This window comes from Microbacterium sp. (assembly GCF_051860965.1).
Classification (GTDB): Bacteria; Actinomycetota; Actinomycetes; order Actinomycetales; family Microbacteriaceae; genus Microbacterium.
In genome coordinates this window covers 133,530-155,666 of the sequence record NZ_JBIMKU010000002.1, presented here as the reverse complement: position 1 = coordinate 155,666, position 22,137 = coordinate 133,530, and the positions used below count along the sequence as shown (strand labels likewise).

The window sequence follows — 22,137 nt, the reverse complement described above, 5'->3', positions numbered from 1 at the left end:
ACGCCCCGTGACGACGTCCATCGCCGGGGCCGCGCTCCCGGTGATCGGGAAGCGTCCGCGCGGCTTCCGGCCCGACATCCAGGCGCTGCGTGCCGTCGCGATCGCCGCGGTCGTCCTGAACCATCTCTGGCCCCTGCGCTTCCCCGGCGGCTACGTGGGCGTCGACGTGTTCTTCGTCATCTCGGGATTCCTCATCACAGGACACCTCGTGAGGGAGGCGTCCGCCACAGGACGTGTGGCCCTGGCGAGCTTCTATGCCCGCCGCGTCCGACGTTTGCTGCCGGCCGCGCTCCTCGTGCTCTGCGTGGCCGCCGTGGCGGCGTGGATCTTCCTGCCGTACCCGCGCTGGGAGCGCAACGGTGCCGAGATCCTCGCGAGTGCGGCGTACGTCGAGAACTGGTTCCTCGCGGCGATGTCGGTGAACTACTCGGCATTGAACGACAGCGCCACCGTCGCGCAGCACTACTGGTCGCTGTCGGTCGAGGAGCAGTTCTATCTGATCTGGCCGGTCGTCATCCTCGTCGGCTGGCTGTGGGCGGTCCGCCGCGCGGTGCGCCCGCGCATCCCCGTGACGATCGCGCTCGCCGTCATCGGCGCGCTCTCGCTGGCGGCGAGCGTCGTCTTCACGGCGCTCTCGCCCAGCGCGGCCTACTTCGTCACCTTCACGCGGATCTGGGAGTTCGCCGGGGGCGGCCTTCTCGCGCTCGTCGCGAGCAGGATCCGCCTCGGCGCCGCGCCCCGCAACATCCTGGCACTCGGCGGATACGCGGCCATCGGCGCGAGCGTGATCCTCTTCGGACCCGCGACCGCGTTCCCCGGCGTGCTGGCGCTCGTCCCCGTCCTCGGCACGGTCGCGGTCATCGCAGCGGGGATGCACGGCGGCCGCAACGCGGATGCGGTCCTCACCTCGAGCAGGCCGGTGCAGTGGCTCGGCGACGTCTCGTACTCGCTGTACCTCTGGCACTGGCCGATCATCGTGGTGGCCCCCTTCGTCCTGCAATCGGAGCCGTCGACGATGTCGAAGGTCGGCGCCGTCATCCTCGCCCTCGTGCTCGCGTGGCTGACGCGGCGCTGGGTCGAGATCCCGGGTCAGCGCTGGCGCGCAGTGGGTGACTCGCCGAAGCGCACCTTCCTCGCGATGGGGATCGGCATGGGCGCGACGACCGTGGTCGGTGCGCTGCTGCTGGTCGCAGGGACCGTGCGGACCGCCGCCGACGTGCCCCCGGACACCGTGGAGTACACCGCGTGCACGGGGCCTCTGGCGCTGGCGCCGGGCGATGGATGCGCCGACCCCTTCGGGCCGGCGGGGAACACGGACATGGGGCCGAGGAACCGGTACTACTGGTCGCCGAAGGAGTGCGGCGCGGCGGATGATCGACTGCGGGCCGGGGACAAGCGCACGACCGTGGTCTGCGACTTCTCCGACGGCGAGGCGGATGCTGCTCAGGTGTGGCTCGTCGGGGATTCGCACGCGCAGCAGTGGCAGAACACGATCTTCGACCTCGCTCGCGAGCGCGGTTGGGTCGTGACGACGAGCATGCTGGGCGGGTGTCCCGCGGCCGATGTCGCGTTCCTGGGCTATCGAGCGCTCGAGGGGCCGGAGCGGGTGTCGGCGTGCCGGCAGTGGTCGGCGGCTCTCACTGCCGAGATCGCGAAGGACGCCCCGGATCTGGTGTTCACCTCGATGGCCGCGCGGGAGCAGCTCCTCGACGACGCGTCCGGTGTCCCGGCGATGCAGCAGTGGGTGTCGGGTCTGTCGTCGACGTGGCGCACGTGGACGGATGCCGGGGTCTCGGTGGTCGTGCTGGCAGATCCGCCCCTCAACGGCGAGGTCCGCGCCACCGACTGCGTCGCGCTCAACCGCGACGATCCGCTGGCGTGCGCGGTCGATGCGGCCGCGGCCCGACAGAGCGATCCTCTGGTCGTGGCGGCGACGACGGGCGACGCCACGGTCGCACTCGTCGACCTCACCTCGTCGTTCTGCGACGACGCGTCGTGCTACGCCGTCGTCGGGGGCATCCCGGTGTACTACGACGCCGATCATCTGAATCTCGAGTACGTGCGTCTGCTGAAGCCCGCTCTCGTGCAGAGCCTCTCGAGCCAGGGCGTTCTCCCGTGAGCCCCACCGGAGGCCGCCGCCGAGCACTCCGAATAGACTCGATCCCGTGACGACAGCCACCGTCGGCGCGCCGGGATCCCCGCAGCGCTACCTCCACTCGCTGTGGCTGCTCTCGGCCCGAGATCTGCGCGTGCGCTACGCGACGAGCGCCCTGGGCTACCTGTGGTCGATCCTCGATCCGCTCATCATGAGCCTCATCTACTGGTTCGTCTTCACACAGGTCTTCCAGCGCACGGTGGGCCACGAGCCCTACATCGTGTTCCTCATCACGGCACTGCTGCCATGGGTGTGGTTCAACGCGTGCGTCTCGGACTTCACCCGCGCCTTCAACAAGGACGCCCGGCTCGTGCGCTCCACGGCGATCCCCAGATCGATCTGGGTGAACCGCATCGTGCTGAGCAAGGGGATCGAGTTCCTCTGCTCGCTTCCCGTGCTGGCAGGGTTCGTCATCGTGGCCGCGTTCACGAGCACCGTGCCGGTGCAGCTCAACTGGGGCCTGCTCCTCTTCCCGGTAGCCGTGCTGCTGCAGACGATCCTGCTCGTGGGGCTGGGGCTCCTCGTGGCGCCCCTCTGCGTGCTGTACTCGGACCTCGAGCGCACGACGAAGCTCATCCTCCGCGTCCTGTTCTACGCCTCGCCCATCATCTACTCGGTGTCCGATCTGCCGAGCTGGGCCGAGCCGATCGCGGCGTTCAACCCCCTCTCGGGCATCTTCACCCTCTACCGCGTCGGATTCTTCCCCGAAGCATGGGACACCCTGAGCGTCGTCATCGGCGCCATCATGAGCATCGGCTTCCTCGTCGCCGGCATCCTCGTCTTCCGACGCCTCGAGCGCCCCGTGCTGAAGGAGCTGTGATGACGTCGGCCGATCTGGCGATCGAGGTCCGTGATCTGGGCGTGCGGTTCCGCCGCAACCGCCGCGGTCGTCGCAGCATCAAGGACCTCTTCGCCGACTCGTCGCGCCGCAGTCGCCCGGGAGAGTTCTGGCCGCTGCGTGACGTCACCTTCGACGTGCGTCCGGGCGAGTCGATCGGCGTCGTCGGTCGCAACGGCCAGGGCAAGTCGACACTCCTCAAGCTCGTCGCCGGCGTTCTGCTCTCCGACGAGGGCTCGGTCACGGTGCACGGCGGCGTCGCGCCGCTCATCGAGATCACGGGCGGGTTCGTCGGCGACCTCACGGTGCGCGAGAACGTCCGCTTGACGGCGGGTCTGCACGGGATGCCCAAGGCCGAGGTCGCCCGCCGGTTCGACGGGATCATCGCCTTCGCCGAGCTCGAGGACTTCGTCGACACGCCCTACAAGCACCTCTCCAACGGCATGAAGGTCCGTCTGGCGTTCTCGGTCGTCTCGCAGCTGGAAGAGCCGATCCTGCTCGTCGACGAGGTGCTCGCCGTCGGCGACAAGGCCTTCCGCGAGAAGTGCTACGCGCGCATCGACGAGCTCCTGGCCGAGGGGCGCACGCTCTTCTTCGTCTCGCACAGCGAGCGGGACCTGCGCCGGTTCTGCACGCGAGGGCTCTACCTCGACAAGGGACGCCTGCAGCTGGATGCTCCGATCGGCGAGGTCCTGGACCGCTACAACGCCGAGTACAACGGGGGCTGACGGGCCGTGAAGATCCTCATCACGGGCGGAGCGGGCTACATCGGGGCCACGATCGCGTCGGCGTGCGCGGACGCCGGTATCGTGCCGGTCCTGCTGGACGACCTCTCGGTGGGGTTCGAGGCGTACGCCGAGGGCCGCGCCTTCTACCGCGGCGACATCGCGGACGCTGCTCTGATCGACCGCATCGCCGACGAGCATCCCGACATCTTCGCCGTCATCCACTGCGCCGCGCGCACCGTCGTTCCGGAGTCCGTGGCCGATCCGCTCGGGTACTACGACGTCAACGTCGGCCGGACGGTGCGGATGCTGCAGCACCTGCGTCGGCGTGGCATCCATCGCATCGTCTTCAGCTCCTCGGCGTCGGTGTACGCCGGCGAGATCGCCGGAGGACTCGACGAGTCGGCGGCCCTCGCGCCGGCCAGCCCGTATGCGAGAACGAAGGCCGACGTAGAGACGGTCCTCGGCGATGCCGCGGCGTCCGGCGACCTGCGCGCGCTGTCGCTGCGCTACTTCAACCCGATCGGCTGCGACCCGCGGCTGCGGACGGGGCCGACCTCGCCGCGTCCGACGCATGCCCTGGGTCTGCTGCTGGCGGCTCGGCGCGAAGGGCGGAGCTTCACCATCACGGGCGTGGACTGGCCCACGCGCGACGGTTCGGGCCTGCGGGACTTCGTGCACGTCTGGGATCTCGCGCGGGCGCACGTCGCGGCCGTCGAGCGGTTCGACGAGATCGTGACGGATGCCGAGCCCGCGGTCGTGCTGAACGTCGGCACGGGACGCGGCACGACGGTCCGCGAACTCGTCGACGCGTTCATCGCGGTGGCAGGACCGCTCGACGTCACGGAGGGGCCGCGCCGGCCGGGCGACGTCGCGGGCGGATTCGCGCTCGTCGAGGCGGCGGAGAGCGCGCTGCGATGGCGCGCCGAACTCACGGTCGAGCAGGCGATCCGCGACGCTCTGGCGTGGGACGAGCGGTCAGCTCTGCGGTGAGGCCTCGGTGAGCGGCGCCATCGGCTGCCACGAGGCATCCCGCGCGATCTTCCCGCCGTCGCGCAGACCGCGGAAGAGGTTCGACGTGCCGCGCACCTTGCGCTCGACGAACAGGAGCCGGATGAGCTCCTTCGCGAACGTGAGCGACGTGCCGATGCCGAACAGCACGGGGTTGTAGACGCCCAGCGAGCGGTAGTACTGCTTGATGTGCGCGCGGTTGCGCATGATGTAGTACCGGTAGGCGTCGCTCGAGGCGTTCATGTGGCGGATGCCCATGTCCCACTGCTTGATCTCGCGCGTGCGGCGCAGGACGAACTCGTCGACGATGACCGACGTCGTCTTGCGCGAGGCGAGCCAGCCGTAGGTCTGGTCGTCCCAGTAGATGAAGAACCGGGGGTCGGGCAGGCCGATCTGCGTCACGATGTCGCGGTGGATGAACATGCCCTCGAAGCATCCCGAGTTCATCTCCTTGAAGCCCGACGAGTCGAAGCCCGACGGAGCGAAGGGGATCGGGATGCCGAGCGGCTCGGCGATCCGGTACTGCCAGTAGAACTCGCTGCCGTCGAAGTCGTAGCGCCGACCCTGGATGCTCTTGAAGCGGGGTGCCCACTTGCCCATCTTCGCGAGGCCGTCGGGCATCACCTCGACGTCGTCGTCCATGAGCCAGATCCAGTCCGAGCCGAGGTCGTAGGCGACGCGCATGCCCTCGCTGAAGCCGCCCGAGCCTCCCGTGTTGGTGTCGAGCCGGCGGTAGACGAGGTCGGTGCCCACGCGGTCGCGGAACGACTCGACGACGGCGGTCGTGTCATCGGTGGAGGCGTTGTCCACGATCACGACGTGGCCGGGCTTCGGGTCCATCCGCACGATGCTCTCGAGCAGCCGCGTCAGCAGGCCCGACCGGTTGAAGGTCACGACGGCGATGGTCGCGGTGCCCGGTTCGAAGGGCGCCGACGTGGAGGCGGTCTCGCGAGCGGCCATCGTCACTTCGACTCCTCGAACGTGGTCTGCCAGGCCTCGCGCGAGACGAGTCCGGGGAGCGCCTTGCGGTACTCCTCCGACAGACGCGGCCACTCCCGGCGCAGGCGCCGGTGCAGGCGCACGGTGTCCACGAGAAGCCGTCGGTACTTCGCGCGATCGCGCGTGTAGATGTTCTTGCCCGAGCCGTCCGCGGCGCTCACGAGCGCGCTGTCGAACACCGGCAGGCGCCACCAGTGGGCGTCGTCCTTGCCGAACTCGACCTCGGGGTGCGCGAGGTTCTCGGGCTTCGGCTTGTGCAGCCAGTGCGCGATCAGGGTCGACGCCGTGAACCAGCGCAGGCGCAGGCCTGTCGGACTGTCGAAGTCATGGCGCTTCTGCTGCTTGAAGACCTGGCGGCCGCGGCGCGAGCGCATCGGCACGCCGGTGTCCTTAATGATGACCGTCTCGGGGAACTGCTTCTGCAGCGCCCGTGCGGCCGGCATCGCGGTCGCGAGGTTGCCCCGCATGTGCGCGGGGCCGGACAGGACGTCGCGCAGCGCACGGTGACGCAGCGCGACGGGGTAGTACTGCATCATCATCAGGTGCTTGAGGTCGACGCGGCGCGAGTGGCGCAGCAGCGTCCCGCCGCCCGGCACGCGCGAGTGCAGGAGCCCCGCCACGATGCGGTTGCGGGCGTGGAAGTACGCCTGCCAATCGATCGTGTCGTCCTTGCCGACCCACGAGACGTGCCAGAGCGCGACACCGGGCATCGACACCGTCGGGATGCCGGCATCGCGCGCCCGCAGGCAGTACTCCGCGTCATCCCATTTGATGAACGCGGGCAGCGACAGCCCTACTTCGCGCAGCGCCTCGACCGGGATGAGGCACATCCACCAGCCGTTGTAGTCGGAGTCCAGACGCATGTGGAGCATCTTGGACTGACGCAGGTTGCTCGCGCTGAAGTCGTGCGGCAGCTTCTCCTGATAGAGGGCACGCCACATGAAGGGCACGTCGTCGACGACCTCGGCCCACGCGTGCAGCTTCGGACGATCGAGCAGGTCGAACATATGCGCGCCGACGATCGTCGGCACCGACGCGTAGCGACCGAACACGATCGAGCGGCGGATCGATTCGGGCTCGATGCGCACGTCGTCGTCCAGCAGCTGGACGAATCCGCTCTCGGGTCGCTCGAGGGTCTCGGCCATCGCGCGGGCGAAGCCACCTGAGCCGCCCAGGTTCGGCTGCGAGATGATCTGGAGCGTGTCGCCCAGCTGCGCGGCGACCTCGGGGAAGAGCTCCTGCGCGTCGACCCGCTTGTCGCCCTGGTCGATGATGAAGATGCGGTCGACGAACTCGAGCGCCTCGGGCGCTTCGGCGAGGTTCTTGAGCGTCCAGATGCAGTAGTCCGGCTTGTTGTACGTCGTGATGCCGATGGATGCCTTGCCCTCGCGCACGGGCTCCTGCTCGGTCGTCCACTCGGCGCCCTCGAAGACGGCGTTCTTCTCGTCGGCGACGATGTCGAACCAGATCCAGCCGCCGTCGCTGTACTGGTCGAGCACGACATCGAAGTCGCTCGAGGTCACTCCGTCGACCTCGCGGGTCTCGAGACGCTGCCGAGCACCGGAACCGTTCGAGCGGTAGACGAGGATCGTCGCCGGTCCGCTCGTGCGCACCGTCAGGCGGACATCGCGGACCGGGGTCCAGTGCTGCCAGTACGAGGCGGGGAAGGCGTTGAAGTACGTGCCGAACGACACGCGCCGTCCCGCGAGCACGCGGGCGCGACGGCGGTCGAGGATGTTGCCGAGCTGCGCGCGGTTCGATACGCGCACGGGCTCCTCGTCGATGACCGACCACGTCTCGGGGTCGACGTACAGCGGGAGCAGGTCGGGGTCTCGATCGAGGGGGAAGACGACGTTCTGCAGGACGTGGGTCACGTGGGGAATCTCCGGAGGTCTGACGGCGGGCGCGATGCGTCGGGCCGCTGGGAATCCTACCCTGCGCTCATCTGCGGACCCTGGATGCGGGGGAGGTCCGACCCCGAGCGGCCGCCGAGGCGCTCGCGCCAGCCCCGTGACTGGCCGGCGCGCACGGCGCACAGCACGAGCAGCATCCATCCCACTCCGGCCAGCGTGAAGCTCTCGAACATCGAGTCGACGAGCAGGGTCACGAGGATGAGCGGCGTCCACGCGTAGACGACCGATCGGCGCTCGCTGGCGTCGAGCCAGGAGCGCACGAGCGCGACGCCGACGAAGGCGACGAACAGGATGAGTCCCACCCAGCCGACCTGCAGCAGCACGTCGAAGTAGGCGTTGAGCCCGGTCGCGTGCGACGCGCGCAGACGGTAGTTGATGATCGAGAACGGCGTGCCGCCGTCGACCCACGGCCCGTACCAGCCCCAGCCCTGCACGGGGCGGAGCGTCACGTAGTCGACCATGAGGTTCCAGAGGTTGACCCGCATCGAGAAGTCCGTGCCGGCCCCCAGCCACGCGATGATCGGATGCCGCGCCGCGTAGCCGACCGCGATCCCGACGACGACGAGAGCGCCGAGGATCCACTGCAGCGCGCCGCGCCGATCGGGGTCGGAGTGGCGGACGAGGGCGAGCGCGGCCACGGCCACACCCGCTGCCAGGGCCAGCACGAGCACGGTGGGGGAGTCGGAGAACGCCGCGAGCGATCCGGCGAGCAGCACCGAGAAGATCGACAGGCCCGGCTTGACCGATTGGGTGCGGTACTCGATGAGGAACGTGATGAGGGCGAGCACCGCGATGAAGCCCAGCATGTTGCGCGTGCCGAAGATGCCCTGGATGGGCCCGAACTGGGCGATGTTGCCCTGCACCCCGAGGAAGCGGAACGGGATGTCGAGGATGACGCCCGAGAGGATCTCCACGCCCAGCGAGATCGACAGCAGCACGCGCAGCACGTCGCCCAGCGCTCGCGCCGTCTGAAGGGTGTCCCGGATATGGCCGATGACGACCGCGAGGAACGCGAGCGCGGCCGTCGAGACCCAGCTCCACCACGAGTCCGCTCTGTCCCACGCCCAGAAGCCGCTGACGAGCGTCCACGCGAGGAAGGCGACGAGCGTCGTGGGGATGAGCCGCAGCAGCGAGACCTCGCCGCGGCGCACGACGAGCACGCCCGCGCCCAGGACGCAGAGCCCCGCGACGATCGTGACGTAGGTGGTGCGGCCGGCGACGCGCTCGATCGCGAACGATGCGAAGACGGCGCCGAGGACGACGAGGGTGAAGGCGCGGGCGAAGGATGCCGAGCCCAGCAGCGTCGTGAGCCACCCCGCGTGGGGTCGGCGCTCGGCCGTCACGGAGCCTGCTTGATCTGCTCGCCGCGCTCGATCGCGGCACCCTGCTCGGCGGGGCCGACGCCGATGTGCGGCGACTGCTTGATCTTGAAGCCGAACATGATGAGGAACATCCAGCCCCACAGCAGGAGGGGACTGGACTCGGCGAAGCCCTGCACGAGGAGGATCGCCCCGACCAGGGTCGGCAGCAGCGTGAGAGGCGAGTAGGGACGGTCGGCGCGCAGATCCCACCGCGGCCGGTCGACCGCGAAGAACCACGTGCGCCACACGTACGCGAGGAACAGCAGCGAGAACAGGACGAGCCCGACGATCCCGAGCTGCAGATAGACGTCCAGCCACATGTTGTGGGCCTGCTGCACCGAGACGCCGTGGTCGACGATCCATCCGTCGAACATCGGATCGTTCGTCACCCAGGGGGTCGCGAAGCCCCATCCGGCCACGGGGCGCTGATTCGCGCGCTCGAGAACGGCTGTCCAGATCGTGCTCTCGCGCCCGGTGAGATCGGAGCCGCGTCCGAGCAGCGTGAAGATCGGCTCGCGCAGGAAGAACAGCGCGAGGGCGCCGCCGACGCCGATCACGGCGTAACCGACGTAGTACTTCGTGCGTTCGCCGGGTCGACGAGCCGTCCGCATGAGCAGCACCGTGATGAGCACGAGGGCCGCGCCCGCCGCCGCAAGGTACGCCGTCGCGGACGAGGCGCGCACGAGCAGGAACGCCGACAGCGCGATCCACGCGTACAGGAGCGGGCGGCGGGGTGCTCCCGCCGCGATCCGGATCGCGAAGACGATGATGGCAAGCAGCGCGACGGGGGCCAGCAGATTGGAGTTGCCCATGATGCCCTGGATGCGCTTGTCCCATTCGAAGAGGTTGTTGCGCGACCAGTACTCGATGGGGTCGTCGGCCTTGCCGACGATGAACCCGGGCAGGAGCGGCGCCTTCACGAACACCGCGACCCACAGCTCGAACAGGAGCGAGAGGGCCATGACCCACTTGAGCGCCGAGGCGATAGCCCGCACGATCTCGCGCCACGTGAGCACGGCTGCGACGAAGGCCGCCTGGATCGTCGTGAGGTAGAGCAGCAGGAGCGTCAGCGCCGTCGTCGAGAGCCATGCGGACCACAGGAGCGACAGCGTCGCCCACGCGATGTAGGAGGCGGCGAACCAGGGGAGGCGGCGCCACTGCACGGAGGGACGGATGACGAACCAGAGCACCAGCGAGACGAGGGCGCCCGCGATCACGATGACCGCGGTCACGGGTTCGCCGAACGCGTGCACCCACGCGGTGCCCGAGAGGGCCATGAAGAGCACGAAGATGCACCAGCCGCGGAGCAGGAGGTGCCCCGTCTTCTCTCGGACCGGTGCGGAGGGCGGTTCCGAGGCCGGGTGCTTGGTGTGGACGGCCATCGCCTCACAGGGTACTCGTTCGCGCTATTACGCTCGGAGAATGCTCGTGCCTCTCGCCAATCGCGCCCTCGACTACGCGTGGGGTTCGCCCACGCTCCTCGCCGATCTCGAGGGGCGGTCGCCGTCGGGGGAGATCGAGGCGGAGGTGTGGTTCGGGGACCATCCGGCGAACCCGGCCGTCACCCCGGGCGGTGAGCGTCTCGACGGGTGGCTCGCCGCACGCGGTCAGGCGCCGCTCCCCTTCCTGCTGAAGCTTCTCGCCGCGGCATCCCCCCTCTCCATCCAGGCCCACCCGTCGAAGGCGCAGGCCGAAGCGGGGTTCGCGCGCGAGGAGGCCGCCGGGATCGCTCGGGATGCCGCGGTCCGCACGTACCGCGACGACAACCACAAGCCCGAGCTCATCGTGGCCCTCAGCCCGCGCTTCCGCGCTCTCGCGGGATTGCGCCCCATCGCTCGGACGCGCGCGCTCCTGGATGAGCTGGGCGCTCCGGGCGCAGAGCTCTCGGCGCGCCTGGAGGAGCCCGTCGCCGCGATCGCGTGGGTGCTGTCCGACGACGCGCGAGGAATCGTGCGCGAGATCATCGCGGCGGCGCGCGCCGGGTCGTCGGACGAGTTCGCGGCCGAGCTCGCGCTCGCAGCGCAGCTCGACGATCGCTATCCGGGTGATCCCGGCATCGTCGTCGCCCTGCTGATGAACCTCGTCACGCTGCGTGCCGGCGAGGGACTGTTCGTGCCGGCCGGCGTGCTGCACGCCTATCTCGAGGGGCTGGGCGTCGAGATCATGGCGGCGAGCGACAACGTCCTGCGCGGCGGACTCACGCCGAAGCACATCGACGTCGCCGAGCTCGTGTCGGTGCTCGACGGGACGGACGCGGCCGTGCCGATCCTGCATCCCGTCGCCGATCGGCCCGCCGTCGAGCGGTACGACGTGCCGGTGGACGACTTCTCGCTGCGGCGGGTCAGCCCGCGTGGCGATGCCGCGGTCGTCCCGATCGCGGGCGTCACGATCGCGCTCGCGACCTCGGGTGAGCTCGTCCTCGAAGGGGGCGCCTCCGCCGATCGGGCGATCGTCTCGCCCGGGCAGGCCGTGCTCGTCACCCCCGACGAGGGGACGCTGCGCGCGGAAGGCGAGGGAGAGCTGTTCCTCGCCGCGCCCGGCCGGTGATCGCTTCGAGAGGAGATCGCGACACGCCGTCGGCGCGTCGTAAAGGTTCAAGCCGTGGGTGAGGCTTTAATATCCGCGACTTGACCCCGACGAACTACACGGGTGTAATTAGGGCAACGCGAAGTTGGTGGGGCCACTCGCGGGTCCAGCGTTAATCGGGGGGAAGCAGGGGGAGGACGAGCATGACGGGGTCACAGTACCGTTCAGGCGTTCCCGACAATTGGTTCGTCGATCCGATCAATCTCGGGGTTCCGGGCGTTCGTCGTCCGGCTCCGGTCGAGGACGACAATCCGCTCTCGTGGCAGACGGATGCTCTGTGCTCGCAGACCGATCCCGAGGCGTTCTTCCCTGAGAAGGGCGGATCGACGCGGGACGCGAAGCGCATCTGCACCACGTGCGACGTGCGCGACCAGTGCCTCGAATACGCGCTCCAGAACGATGAGCGCTTCGGCATCTGGGGCGGGCTCAGCGAGCGCGAGCGTCGCAAGCTCAAGCGGCGCGCGGGCTGAACCCATCGATCTCGGTCGCGCGGCGAGTGCGCCCACGGTCTGCCGCCGAGCCCGCTTAGGCTGACCAGGTCATGCCCGCCAGCGTTCACGCCCTCGTCGTCGTGCGTCCCGACGGTCGCACCCCCGCAGCGCATCACCTGCGGCGGACGATCGCGGCGCTCTCGATCCAGACACGCGCCGTCGACCGGATCACCATCGTGCTCTGCGGTGACGAGCCCGGTGCGATGACCGCCGCAGAGGAGTCGACGGCCGCAGCCGTCGTCCGGCTCCCGGCATCCACGACCTTCGCGGACGCCGTCGCCGAAGTCGCTCCCGATGAGGACGCCGACGCCGTCTGGCTCCTCGCGCAGGACACATCGCCGCTGCCCGACGCCCTCGCGCGCCTCGTGGACGCGCTCGAGCTCTCGCCGTCCGTCGCGCTCGTCGGGCCCAAGCTGGTCCGGGCCGACGACCACGGCGAGATCGTCTCGCTCGGCGTCTCGATGACGCGCTTCGGCCGCGCCGTCGGACTCGCGGACGGCGAGCTCGATCAGGGGCAGCACGACGGCGCATCCGACGTGCTGGGCGCCGACGTGCGCTCCCTCCTGGTGCGCGCGGACGCGTGGAGTGCGCTCGGCGGGCTCGATCGCGCCCTTTCGGGAGCGGACGAGGGGCTCGACCTCGGCGTGCGCGCACGCCTCTCGGGCGCCCGGGTCGCGCTCGCGCCGACGGCTCTCGTCGCCGTCTCCGGCGACGGCGTCGCGGGGCTCCCGCTCCCCATGACGGCGGCGCATCGACGCCGCATCGCGTTCGCGCGACGTACGGCGGCGCTGCATCGCCGTCTCGTCTACGCCCGCGCCTGGGCGGTGCCGCTCCTCTGGCTCGCCGTGCTGCCGCTCGCGGTATGGCGCACGGCGCTGCAGCTCGTCCGCAAGCAGCCCGGCCTGATCGGACCCGAATGGGCGGCCGGCGTGGTGTCGATGGTGCGCGTGCCCTCCGTCGCCCGAGCACGTCGCGGGATCGCGCGCACCCGGCGGGCTTCCTGGGCGCAGCTCGCGCCGTTGCGTGTGACGCGGGGCCAGCTGCGGTCGCGTCTCGAGGACGATCCCGTCTCGCCCGACGGCAGACTGCGCAGCGATCTGCGCTTCTTCAGCGGCGGCGGCGCGTGGCTCGTCCTGGGGGCGCTCGTCGTCTCGATCGCGGCGTTCCCCGCGCTCCTCGCCTGGCCCGTGCTGGGCGGCGGTGGGCTCGAACCGCTGCGCTCGACGGTCGCACAGCTGTGGGCGGACGCCGCGTTCGGTCTGCGGGCCTCGGGCCTGGAGACGATCGGTCCGGCCGATCCCTTCGCCGTCGTCATCGCGATCGTCGGTTCTCTCTCGCCCTTCGAACCGTCTCGCGCACTCGTCGTGCTGTGGCTCCTCGCGCTGCCGCTGGCGGCGCTCGGCGGATGGTTCGCCGCGACCCGCGTCACGGAGCGATCCGGGCTGCGCCTCCTCGCGGGCGTCGTGTGGGCGCTCAGCCCGACGTTCCTCGCGGCGCTGACGCAGGGCCGCCCCTCCGCCCTCATCGCGCACCTCCTGCTGCCGTGGCTCTTCTACGCAGGGTCCGTCGCACATCGCTCGTGGGCGGCGGCGGGTGCGGCATCCCTCGTCTTCGCCGGCGTCGTCGCCTGCGCACCGTCCCTCGCCCCCGCGCTCGTGATCGTGTGGATCGGCGCGATCGTGCTCGCGATCGTCCTGCGCACGGGGCGCGGCGTCGCGCGACTCGTCTGGCTGGTGGTCCCCGCCCTGGCCCTCGCCCTGCCGTTCGCGTGGCGTGCCGCGACGATCGGCGACGCATGGTGGATGGCGGCCGATCCGGGGGCCACGTGGCTCGGTCCGCAGGTGGCGGCGGATGCCGCCGGCCGCGCTCTGCTCGCGATGGGATTCCCCTCACCCGACGTCGCCGGATGGACGACGCTCGTGGGTGAGAACGTGTGGTGGGTGCCGCTGCTGTCGGCGCCCTTGGCCCTGCTCGCCCTGCTCGCGCCCCTCACGCCGCGCTGGTCGACGGGACTCGTGCTGCTCCTCGTGACCGCTCTCGGCGTCGGCACGGCGTTCGCCGCCGTCGGTGTGTCGGTCGCCTTCACCCCGTCGATCGCGGCGCCGCTGTGGCCCGGAACCGGCCTGAGTCTGGCCTGGCTGGGAGTGCTCGGCGGGGCGATCGTGGCGCTGGATGCCGGCCTCGACGATCGCGTCGCGCTCCTGCGCGGCGCGATCGCGGGTGTCGTCGTCGCGGGTGCGCTCGTTCTCGCCGTCCCGTCGCTGACCGCCGTCGCCCGCGACACCGCGCTCCTCACGAACGGACCGCGCAGCACCCTGCCCGCCTACGTGGCCGCTCGCGGCGCGGACGACCCGAACGTCGGCACTCTCGTGCTGACCCCGCTGCGCGAGGGCGGAGCGTCTGCCGTCATCGTGTGGGGCGGAGGCGAGACGCTCGGATCGCAGAGCACGATCGTCTCGACGGCGACGGTCGCCACCGCTCAGGACGACGAGGTCGCACAGCTCGCGGCGGGCCTCATGACCGGGTCCGCCGAGGACCTCACGGCCGAGCTCGTCGACGACGCCGTGTCATTCGTGCTCCTCGCGAACGCGTCGGATGCGGAGTCGGATGACGGGCGCGCCCTGTCCCTCGCCGCGGAGTCGGCCATCGACCAGCGCGCAGGGCTCGAAGCGGTCGGCACGACGACGCGCGGCATCCTGTGGCGGGTCGTGGAATCGGTGCCGGACCGCGCCGAGGCGCCGGCATCCGTCCATCGCATCGCCGGGTGGATCGCCGCGCTCCAGATCGCGATCGCGGGGATCGCCGTCCTTCTCGCCGTGCCGACCGCCGCGACGCGCCGCGACGCGCGCCGCACGCCCCGTGTCGTCGGGCTCGGTCGAGATCGGAGGGGCGCATCATGAGCGATCGCCGCATCTTCCGGTGGGCGACCACGAGTGCGCGCCTGCTGATCGGAGCGCTCGTCGCCGTCGGCATCGTCGTGGGTGTCGTCACGGCCGTCACCATCCCGTGGCCGACCCTCGCCCGCGAGCCCGTCGCGATCGTGGCGGAGCCCGCGCCCGCGGCGACGACCCTCGTGTGCACGGGCGGCCTCCTCGTGCAGGGCCGCGACGCGACCGACGCGGGCGGGCTCGAACAGGCGGCACCCCAGGCCGTGACGGTGGGCGTGCTCCCCGGGAGTGCCGACCCCGAGAGCGCGCGACTCGCGGCTCCGGACGTCGGGGGCGGCGACGGTCCCTCGGCGTTCACCGTCTCGCCGCAGGACGGCGCGCGGACGGATGCCTCGGCCGCCGGATCCTCGACCGTGGCAGACGAGGACCTCTCCGGGTTCGCGGCCTCGGCGTGCCGGCCGGCCCTGTCGGAATCCTGGCTCGTCTCCGGGTCGGCCTCGGTCGGAGCGGCGGACTTCGTCGTGCTGGCGAACCCCGGCACGTCGGCCTCGACGGTGCAGCTGACCCTCTACGGCGCCAGCGGACCGGTCGTGCCGCCGGGCGGGAGCGACATCGTCGTCCCCCCGGGCGCCCAGCGCGTCGTGCCGCTCTCGGGCATCGCGCTCGGCGAGTCGAGCCCCGTCATCCGCGTCAATGCGGAGGGCGCCCCCGTGCAGGCGTTCGTGCAGTCCAGCCTGACGCGCGTCCTCGAGCCGGGCGGCGTCGATCAGGCCGGTGCCGTCGCGGGTCTCGACGAGATCGTCACGATCGTGGGGCTGTCGGTCACGGCAGGCGCGGCCGACACGACCGCCTCGGGCGAGGCCTCCACGGTCGTCCGTGTGCTCTCGCCGACCAGCGCCGCGCAGGCGACGATCACGGTGCGGCGCGTGGGCGACGACACGCCCGCCATCGACCCGCAGACCGTCCCGCTCGAAGCGGGTCTGCCGACCGAGGTGGGGCTCGAGAGCCTGCCCGTCGGACAGTACGTGGTGGATGTCGTCGCCGAGGCGCCCGTCGTCGCGGGCGTCTGGCAGGCGACCGGATTCGGCGCCGACAGCGACTTCGGCTGGTACCTGCCGTCGCCCGCCGTGACGGTGCCCTCGCTGGTCTCCGTCCCGCAGGGGCCGGCCGCCGTGCTCACGTTGGTGAACGCGGACGAGGTGCAGGCGCGGATCGCCGTCAGCGGATCCGGCGGCGGCGAGATCGTGACGCTCGACCTCGCACCCGGTGCGAGCGAGTCCGTGCGCGTCGCCAGCGGCCAGTCCTACGTCGTCGACGGCGGCGGGGCGAGAGTGCTCGGCGCCGTGAGCATGACGGCGACCAACGCGCTCGCCGGATTCCCCGTGTGGCCGGCGGATGCCGCGGCTCCGCCGATCACGATCTATCCCTAGAAGTAGCGGAAGCGCTCGGGGCCGAGATCCCAGGGGTCGCGGTCGAGGTACTCGGCGGCCGCACGGAAGACGCTGCCTTCGACCATCATGCGGCGATGGAGGTCGTCGTCGCGGTGCAGATGGCTCAGCCGCTCGATCGGGAGTCGGAAGAGGATGATCCGCTTCTCGTCGGCCAGCACGCGCCAGCGGGGGATGCCCTGATCATCGGCGGCGATCGGCATGTCGGCGATCTCGAAGCTCACATCGCGCAGTTCGGGCCAGGCGGAGCGCAGGAACTCCGCGGCCGTCCCGACGGCCAGATCGAAGCGGTCGATCCGGGTGTCGAGGGGAGGGAGCGGGGGCCGCACGACGGCACTGCGTCCGACGCGGCCGTGGCGGCCGTGCCGCGCGGGTCGGCGACGATGTGCCGGGGTGCTGTTCGATGCCTTCCGCCACGCCATGCGCCCATCCTACGGCGGGCGGGCGCGGGGCCGGCGGCGCGGCATCCCGGGCCATCGCCTCCGCACGACTAGGGTCGAGGCGATGCGCGAGAGACTCTGCTCCAAAGTGGGATGCGCCCGAGAGGCCGTGTCGACACTGACCTACGACTACGGCGATCAGATGGCCGCCGTCGGCCCGCTGGGCGCGGGCGGCGACCCGCACGCCCACGACCTGTGCGCGATCCACACCGAGCGGCTCTCGGTCCCCAAGGGCTGGGTGGTCGTGCGCCACGAGACGCTGCGCGTCTGACGCCCACGATCCGCGCACGGTGCCGTGGCACAATGGCGGCATGTCGTCACCCGCTCTCGTGACGGATGCCGCGGCCGCGGCATCCGGTCGCCCTCTCGATTTCGTCATCGCAGACCTCTCGCTCGCCGAGGCCGGCCGTCATCAGCTGCGCCTCGCCGAGCACGAGATGCCGGGGCTCATGGCGCTGCGGGAGGAGTTCGGCCCTTCGCAGCCGCTGCGCGGTGCGCGCATCGCGGGCTCGCTGCACATGACGGTGCAGACGGGTGTGCTCATCGAGACGCTCGTCGCCCTGGGCGCACAGGTGCGCTGGGCGAGCTGCAACATCTTCTCGACGCAGGACGAAGCGGCCGCGGCCGTCGTCGTGGGCCCGACGGGCACGGTCGATGCGCCGGCCGGCGTGCCCGTCTTCGCCTTCAAGGGCGAGACGCTCGAGGAGTACTGGGCGCTCGCCGACCGCATCTTCGATTGGTCGGCCGAGGGCTTCGACGGGCCCAACCTGATCCTCGACGACGGCGGGGACGCGACGCTGCTCGTGCACCGGGGCGTCCAGTTCGAGGCCGCGGGAGCGGTGCCCGAGGCATCCGGCGACGACTCGCCCGAGTACCGCATCGTGCTCGAGACGCTGCGGCGCAGCCTCGCGCGCGATCCGCAGCGGTTCACGCGCCTGGCCGCGGGCGTCGTCGGCGTCACGGAGGAGACGACGACCGGCGTGCACCGGCTGTACGAGCTGGCCGCGGCGGGGAACCTCCTCTTCCCCGCGATCAACGTCAACGACTCGGTGACGAAGTCCAAGTTCGACAACACGTACGGCATCCGTCACTCCCTGCCCGACGGCATCAATCGCGCGACCGATGTGCTCATCGGCGGCAAGACGGCGTTCGTGGTCGGCTACGGCGACGTCGGCAAGGGAGCCTCCGAAGCGCTGCGCGGCCAGGGCGCCCGCGTCATCGTCGGCGAGGTCGATCCCATCTGCGCGCTGCAGGCCGCGATGGACGGCTTCGAGGTCGCGCGGCTGGAGTCGGTGCTCGATCGCATCGACATCCTCATCACGGGCACGGGCAACACGCGCGTCGTGACGGCCGAGCACCTCCTCGGGCTCAAGCACCTCGCGATCGTCGGCAACGTCGGTCACTTCGACGACGAGATCGACATGGCGGGCCTCGCGGCGATCCCGGGAGCCGAGCGCATCGAGATCAAGCCGCAGGTGCACGAGTGGCGCCTGCCGACGGGACGCAGCGTGCTCGTGCTGAGCGAGGGGCGCCTCATGAACCTCGGCAACGCGACGGGCCACCCGTCTTTCGTCATGAGCGCGTCGTTCACGAACCAGGTGCTCGCGCAGATCGAGCTGTTCACGAAGCCGGACGACTATCCGGTCGGCGTCTACACGCTGCCCAAGACTCTCGACGAGAAGGTCGCGCGCCTGCATCTCGCGGCTCTCGGCGTCGAGCTGACCGAGCTCACTCCCGAGCAGGCGGCCTACATCGGCGTGCCGATCGAGGGCCCCTACAAGCTCGACCACTACCGGTACTGAGGGTCTCCCGACGTCAGCGCGGCGACGCGCTCGTCTTCCAGGCGCAGCGCCCGCAGCTCGCGCTCGCGGCGCACGGCGGCGGCGCCGCGCAGGAACGTCTCGGGGTCGACGGCGGGAACGGGTGAGACGAAGGGCGCGGCTTCGGCGGCGAGGGATGCCGCGGCCCGCGCGCGTGCCGACGGCTGCATCCCGGGGGCGTTCTGGGCGAACTGCGCGATGCGGCGGGACAGGCGGTCGGGCAGGCGCGCGACATCGGCGATCGCCGCCCACGCCTCGAGCGGCTCGGGCACGCCCGGAGCGACAGGAGGCAGCGGGGGAGTGCGGGTGCGCTCGCTGTAGGTGCCGGCCAGGAGATCGCCGAGACGCTGCGAGCGCGGAGTGAAGGCGCCGACGAGCGCGGCGACCGCGCCCAGCGTGAACCACAGTTCGAACACACCCACCAGCGCGCGGATGAAGGCCTGACGGAACCCGCTCGCGCCGCCGTCGTCGCGGACGATGCGGCCGCCGACGGCGAGCTTCCCGAGACTGCGGCCCCGCGTGGCGGTCTCGACGGTCGTGGGGACGACGACCATGACGAGCACGAGCATCACGATCGTGACGATGCTCCTGGCGGACGCGTCGAGGATGTTCATGCCGAACAGGTACGTCGCCACGACGGAGTACAGCAGGAACAGTGCGACCCCTACGAGCATGTCGATGAAGGTCCCGAGCCCGCGCAGGAAGAACCCGAGCGGCTGCACATCGAGCGCGACCGCTTCGCCGGTGAGGATCTCGTCCTGGTGGATCGTCGCGGATCGGGTGGCAGCGGGCACGGTTACAGTAAAGCAAATGGACCTCGACGCCCTCACCGCAGCTCGCCGCGAGGAATGGGCGCGTCTGGACGAGCTGAGCCGCGCACGGCACCTGAGCGGCGCCGAGGCGGACGAGCTCGTGATGCGCTATCAGGCGGCTTCGGCCGACCTCGCCGACCTCAAGACCTCCGCCGGGCGCACGCGACAGGGCGACCACGTCTCGACGATGCTCGCCCGCGCGCGCCTGCGCCTGACCGGAGCGCCGGAGAACGTCCTCAGGCAGATTCCGCGGTTCTTCGCACGGCAGCTGCCCGCCGCGCTCTACCGGGTCCGGTGGACGACCCTCGTGGTCGCGGTCGGCTTCCTCGCCGTCGGCACCGTGGTCGCGCTGTGGATCTCGAGCGACCCGGCGCTGCTGGCGACGCTGGGATCGACGGCGCAGCTCGAGTACTACGCCGAGAACCAGTTCACCGAGTACTACAGCGAGAATCCCGCCGCGGTCTTCGCCGGGACCGTCTGGACGAACAACGCGTGGATCGCCGCGCAGTGCGTCCTGTTCGGCATCACCGGGGTGTGGCCGCTGATGCTCGTGATGCAGAACGCCGTCGGCGTCGGCACGGCGGCGGCGGTCATGATCTCGGCCGACCGCGCGGACGTCTTCCTCCTTTTCATCGCCCCCCACGGCCTGCTCGAGCTCACGTGCATCTTCGTCGCCTGCGCCGCGGGACTCCACATCTTCTGGGCGTGGGTGGCCCCCGGTCCTCGCCCTCGCGGCGAGGCGCTCGCCGCCGCGGGGCGGTCGCTCGCGACGATCGCGATCGGCCTCGTCATCGCGCTCGGGGTCTCGGGCCTGATCGAGGGTTTCGTCACGGCGCAGCCGTGGCCCTGGCCGGTCAAGATCGGCATCGGTGCGGCGGCGCTCGCGCTGTTCCTCGCCTACATGCTCGTCGTCGGCGGTCGTGCCGCGCGGCAGGGTGAGACGGGCGACCTCACCGAGTACGAGGCGGGCACCCCGACTCTCGTCGCCGGCTGACCGTCACTCCGTATCGGCGCCGCCGAACATCGCGCGGTACGCGTAGCCCGCGATCAGCGCTCCGACGATCGGGAAGACGAGGAACACCCACAGCTGAGCGAGCGCGTCGAAGCCGCCGTAGATCGCCGTAGCGATCGAGCGGGCGGGGTTGACCGAGGTGTTGTCGATGGGGATCGTCGCGAGGTGGATCGCGGCGAGAGTGAGCCCGATGATGAGGCCCGCGAACGCGGGACGACCGGTCTTGCCGTGCGTCGCGCCGAGGATGACGACGACGAACACGGCGGTGAAGAGCGCTTCGACGATCATCGCCGCGCCGATGCCGAAGCCGCCGGGGGAGTTCGAGCCGAAGCCGTTCGAGGCGAAGCCGGCATCCTGCACGGTCGACAGCCACCCGGCGGGCCCGAACAGCCCGATGAGCACGATGAGAGTCGTCGCCACAGCTCCACCCACGATCTGCGCGGCGACGTAGCCCAGCACGCCGCGCCAGGGGAACCGGCCGGCGGCTGCGAGGCCGACCGTCACGGCCGGGTTGAAGTGCCCGCCCGAGACGGGGCCGAAGGCGTAGATGCCCGCCGCCAGGGCGAGGCCGACGGCGAAGGACACCCCGATGAACCCGACGCCCTTGTTGGCGGACTCGGTCCCCTCGCCGAATCCCGCCGCGAACAGTGCCGTCGAGATCACCGCGAGCACGAGGACGAACGTCCCGAGGGCCTCCGCCACGAGCGGTGCTCGCGACGAACGGGCGATCGTTGCGGTGTCGTTCATGGAGCCGTCCTCTGAAGTTCGCGCCGTTCGGCGCGCGTTATCTGTGAATTACCTGATGGTGCACTAGTGTCGGCCGCGATGGCGCGCATAGTCCGCGTTCATTTCTACAGGAGGAGCACACATCATGTCGGGCACGCTTCGCAGTGCATTGGCCGAACTGGTCGGCACGTTCATCTTCGTCTTCGCGATCATCGCGGCGGTCAGCAACGCCGACACGGTGTTCGCGCCGCTGGCGATCGGCTTCGCGCTCATGGTCATGGTCTACGCGACCGGGCACATCTCCGGTGCGCACCTCAACCCCGCCGTCTCGGTCGGCGTGTGGCTGCGCGGTGCGATCGACGCCGTCGGAATGGTCTTCTACATCGTCGCGCAGCTCGTCGGCGCAGCGCTCGCATCGCTCGTCGCCTTCGCGATCTTCCCGGCGCCCGAGTCGGCACTCGAGGTCGAGGTCGGCCCCGCGTTCCTCGTCGAGGCGCTGTGGACCTTCGTTCTCGTCTACGTCGTCCTGAACGTCGCGACGTCGAAGGACCACCCGAACAACTCGTTCTACGGCCTCGCGATCGGCTCGACGGTCTTCGTCGGCGCGGTCGGCTTCGGCAGCGTCTCGGGCGGCGGCTTCAACCCCGCCGTAGCCCTGGGTCTTGCGGTCCACGGCAACTTCGCGTGGGGGTCGTACTGGCTCTACTTCGTCGCGCCGATCGTCGGTGGCGCGATCGCCGCGCTCGTCTTCCGCGTCTTCAACGCGCACGACAAGCTGCCCGCCAAGTCCTGATCCCTCACGGAAGCGGCGGCCCGGGGGGGGGGGGGGCGGGCGCGGTGACCCCCCGCGCCGGGGGGGGGGGGGCGACCGGGCACAGGCGCCCCCCCGCCCGGAGAGCCACCTACCGGGCG

Annotated in this window: 19 protein-coding genes; 12 read left to right on the top strand and 7 right to left on the bottom strand. The window is 70.7% G+C overall.

The features are described 5' to 3' along the window. Positions 1-7: 7 nt before the first annotated feature. Genes ACTIFV_RS04245 through galE form a run of 4 tightly spaced genes read left to right on the top strand, consistent with a single transcriptional unit; the run spans position 8 to position 4,711 of the window. Positions 8-2,119, top strand: coding sequence for an acyltransferase family protein (locus tag ACTIFV_RS04245; protein WP_439591528.1), 2,112 nt, complete (start codon positions 8-10; stop codon positions 2,117-2,119). A 46-nt stretch (positions 2,120-2,165) separates the two neighbouring features. Next, on the top strand, positions 2,166-2,975 hold the full coding sequence (locus tag ACTIFV_RS04240; protein ID WP_439591527.1) for an ABC transporter permease: 810 nt from the start codon (positions 2,166-2,168) through the stop codon (positions 2,973-2,975). Then, positions 2,975-3,721: an ABC transporter ATP-binding protein gene (locus ACTIFV_RS04235; RefSeq protein WP_439591526.1), complete on the top strand. Its 747-nt coding sequence runs from the start codon at positions 2,975-2,977 to the stop codon at positions 3,719-3,721. Before ACTIFV_RS04240 ends, ACTIFV_RS04235 begins: the two co-directional genes overlap by 1 nt. Before the next feature lie 6 nt (positions 3,722-3,727). Continuing rightward, positions 3,728-4,711, top strand: coding sequence for a UDP-glucose 4-epimerase GalE (galE, locus tag ACTIFV_RS04230; protein ID WP_439591525.1), 984 nt, complete (start codon positions 3,728-3,730; stop codon positions 4,709-4,711). Here the strand turns inward: galE and ACTIFV_RS04225 are convergent. From ACTIFV_RS04225 to ACTIFV_RS04210, 4 genes are read right to left on the bottom strand one after another with little or no spacing between them, the layout of a single operon-like run. Then, positions 4,697-5,689, bottom strand: coding sequence for a glycosyltransferase family 2 protein (locus ACTIFV_RS04225; RefSeq protein ID WP_439591836.1), 993 nt, complete (start codon positions 5,687-5,689; stop codon positions 4,697-4,699). The two genes, galE and ACTIFV_RS04225, sit on opposite strands and share 15 nt — an antisense overlap. 2 nt (positions 5,690-5,691) lie before the next feature. Then, complete coding sequence (locus ACTIFV_RS04220) at positions 5,692-7,602, bottom strand: glycosyltransferase (RefSeq protein ID WP_439591524.1); 1,911 nt, start codon at positions 7,600-7,602, stop codon at positions 5,692-5,694. A 56-nt stretch (positions 7,603-7,658) separates the two neighbouring features. Then, the gene (locus ACTIFV_RS04215; protein ID WP_439591523.1) at positions 7,659-8,984 is read right to left on the bottom strand and encodes an O-antigen ligase family protein; all 1,326 of its coding nucleotides are present in this window, start codon (positions 8,982-8,984) and stop codon (positions 7,659-7,661) included. Continuing rightward, a complete protein-coding gene (locus ACTIFV_RS04210; protein WP_439591522.1) occupies positions 8,981-10,384 on the bottom strand; it encodes an O-antigen ligase family protein in 1,404 nt (467 codons plus the stop codon). Before ACTIFV_RS04210 ends, ACTIFV_RS04215 begins: the two co-directional genes overlap by 4 nt. A 40-nt stretch (positions 10,385-10,424) precedes the next feature. Between ACTIFV_RS04210 and manA the strand changes: the two genes are divergently transcribed. From manA to ACTIFV_RS04190, 4 genes are all read left to right on the top strand, one after another. Then, positions 10,425-11,549: a mannose-6-phosphate isomerase, class I gene (gene manA, locus ACTIFV_RS04205; RefSeq protein WP_439591521.1), complete on the top strand. Its 1,125-nt coding sequence runs from the start codon at positions 10,425-10,427 to the stop codon at positions 11,547-11,549. Positions 11,550-11,731: 182 nt separating this feature from the next. Beyond that, positions 11,732-12,058: a WhiB family transcriptional regulator gene (locus ACTIFV_RS04200; protein WP_439591520.1), complete on the top strand. Its 327-nt coding sequence runs from the start codon at positions 11,732-11,734 to the stop codon at positions 12,056-12,058. A gap of 71 nt (positions 12,059-12,129) precedes the next feature. Next, the gene (locus tag ACTIFV_RS04195; RefSeq protein WP_439591519.1) at positions 12,130-14,979 is read left to right on the top strand and encodes a glycosyltransferase; all 2,850 of its coding nucleotides are present in this window, start codon (positions 12,130-12,132) and stop codon (positions 14,977-14,979) included. After that, positions 14,976-16,397, top strand: coding sequence for a DUF5719 family protein (locus ACTIFV_RS04190; protein WP_439591518.1), 1,422 nt, complete (start codon positions 14,976-14,978; stop codon positions 16,395-16,397). The genes ACTIFV_RS04195 and ACTIFV_RS04190 overlap by 4 nt, the downstream gene beginning before the upstream one ends. Here the strand turns inward: ACTIFV_RS04190 and ACTIFV_RS04185 are convergent. Beyond that, positions 16,394-16,837, bottom strand: a complete 444-nt coding sequence (locus ACTIFV_RS04185) for a metallopeptidase family protein (protein ID WP_439591517.1) — start codon at positions 16,835-16,837, stop codon at positions 16,394-16,396. The two genes, ACTIFV_RS04190 and ACTIFV_RS04185, sit on opposite strands and share 4 nt — an antisense overlap. An 82-nt stretch (positions 16,838-16,919) precedes the next feature. Here ACTIFV_RS04185 and ACTIFV_RS04180 point away from each other — a divergent pair, with 82 nt between their 5' ends. Together ACTIFV_RS04180 and ahcY are read left to right on the top strand one after the other, a co-directional pair. Continuing rightward, a complete protein-coding gene (locus ACTIFV_RS04180) occupies positions 16,920-17,126 on the top strand; it encodes a DUF3499 family protein (protein ID WP_248150548.1) in 207 nt (68 codons plus the stop codon). Between the two features lie 40 nt (positions 17,127-17,166). Then, positions 17,167-18,657 (top strand): adenosylhomocysteinase, encoded by a 1,491-nt coding sequence (gene ahcY, locus ACTIFV_RS04175; protein WP_439591516.1) that lies wholly within the window; start codon positions 17,167-17,169, stop codon positions 18,655-18,657. Here the strand turns inward: ahcY and ACTIFV_RS04170 are convergent. Further along, positions 18,645-19,469, bottom strand: coding sequence for an RDD family protein (locus ACTIFV_RS04170; RefSeq protein WP_439591515.1), 825 nt, complete (start codon positions 19,467-19,469; stop codon positions 18,645-18,647). The two genes, ahcY and ACTIFV_RS04170, sit on opposite strands and share 13 nt — an antisense overlap. Before the next feature lie 16 nt (positions 19,470-19,485). Between ACTIFV_RS04170 and ACTIFV_RS04165 the strand changes: the two genes are divergently transcribed. Then, positions 19,486-20,481, top strand: coding sequence for a stage II sporulation protein M (locus tag ACTIFV_RS04165; RefSeq protein ID WP_439591514.1), 996 nt, complete (start codon positions 19,486-19,488; stop codon positions 20,479-20,481). A gap of 3 nt (positions 20,482-20,484) precedes the next feature. On the opposite strand, the gene ACTIFV_RS04160 is transcribed toward ACTIFV_RS04165, so the two are convergent. After that, positions 20,485-21,246: an aquaporin gene (locus ACTIFV_RS04160; RefSeq protein ID WP_439591513.1), complete on the bottom strand. Its 762-nt coding sequence runs from the start codon at positions 21,244-21,246 to the stop codon at positions 20,485-20,487. Positions 21,247-21,370: 124 nt separating this feature from the next. Here ACTIFV_RS04160 and ACTIFV_RS04155 point away from each other — a divergent pair, with 124 nt between their 5' ends. Beyond that, positions 21,371-22,018 carry an MIP/aquaporin family protein gene (locus ACTIFV_RS04155; protein ID WP_439591512.1) on the top strand — a complete coding sequence of 216 codons (648 nt, stop codon included), beginning with the start codon at positions 21,371-21,373 and terminating at the stop codon, positions 22,016-22,018. Positions 22,019-22,137 lie beyond the last annotated feature (119 nt).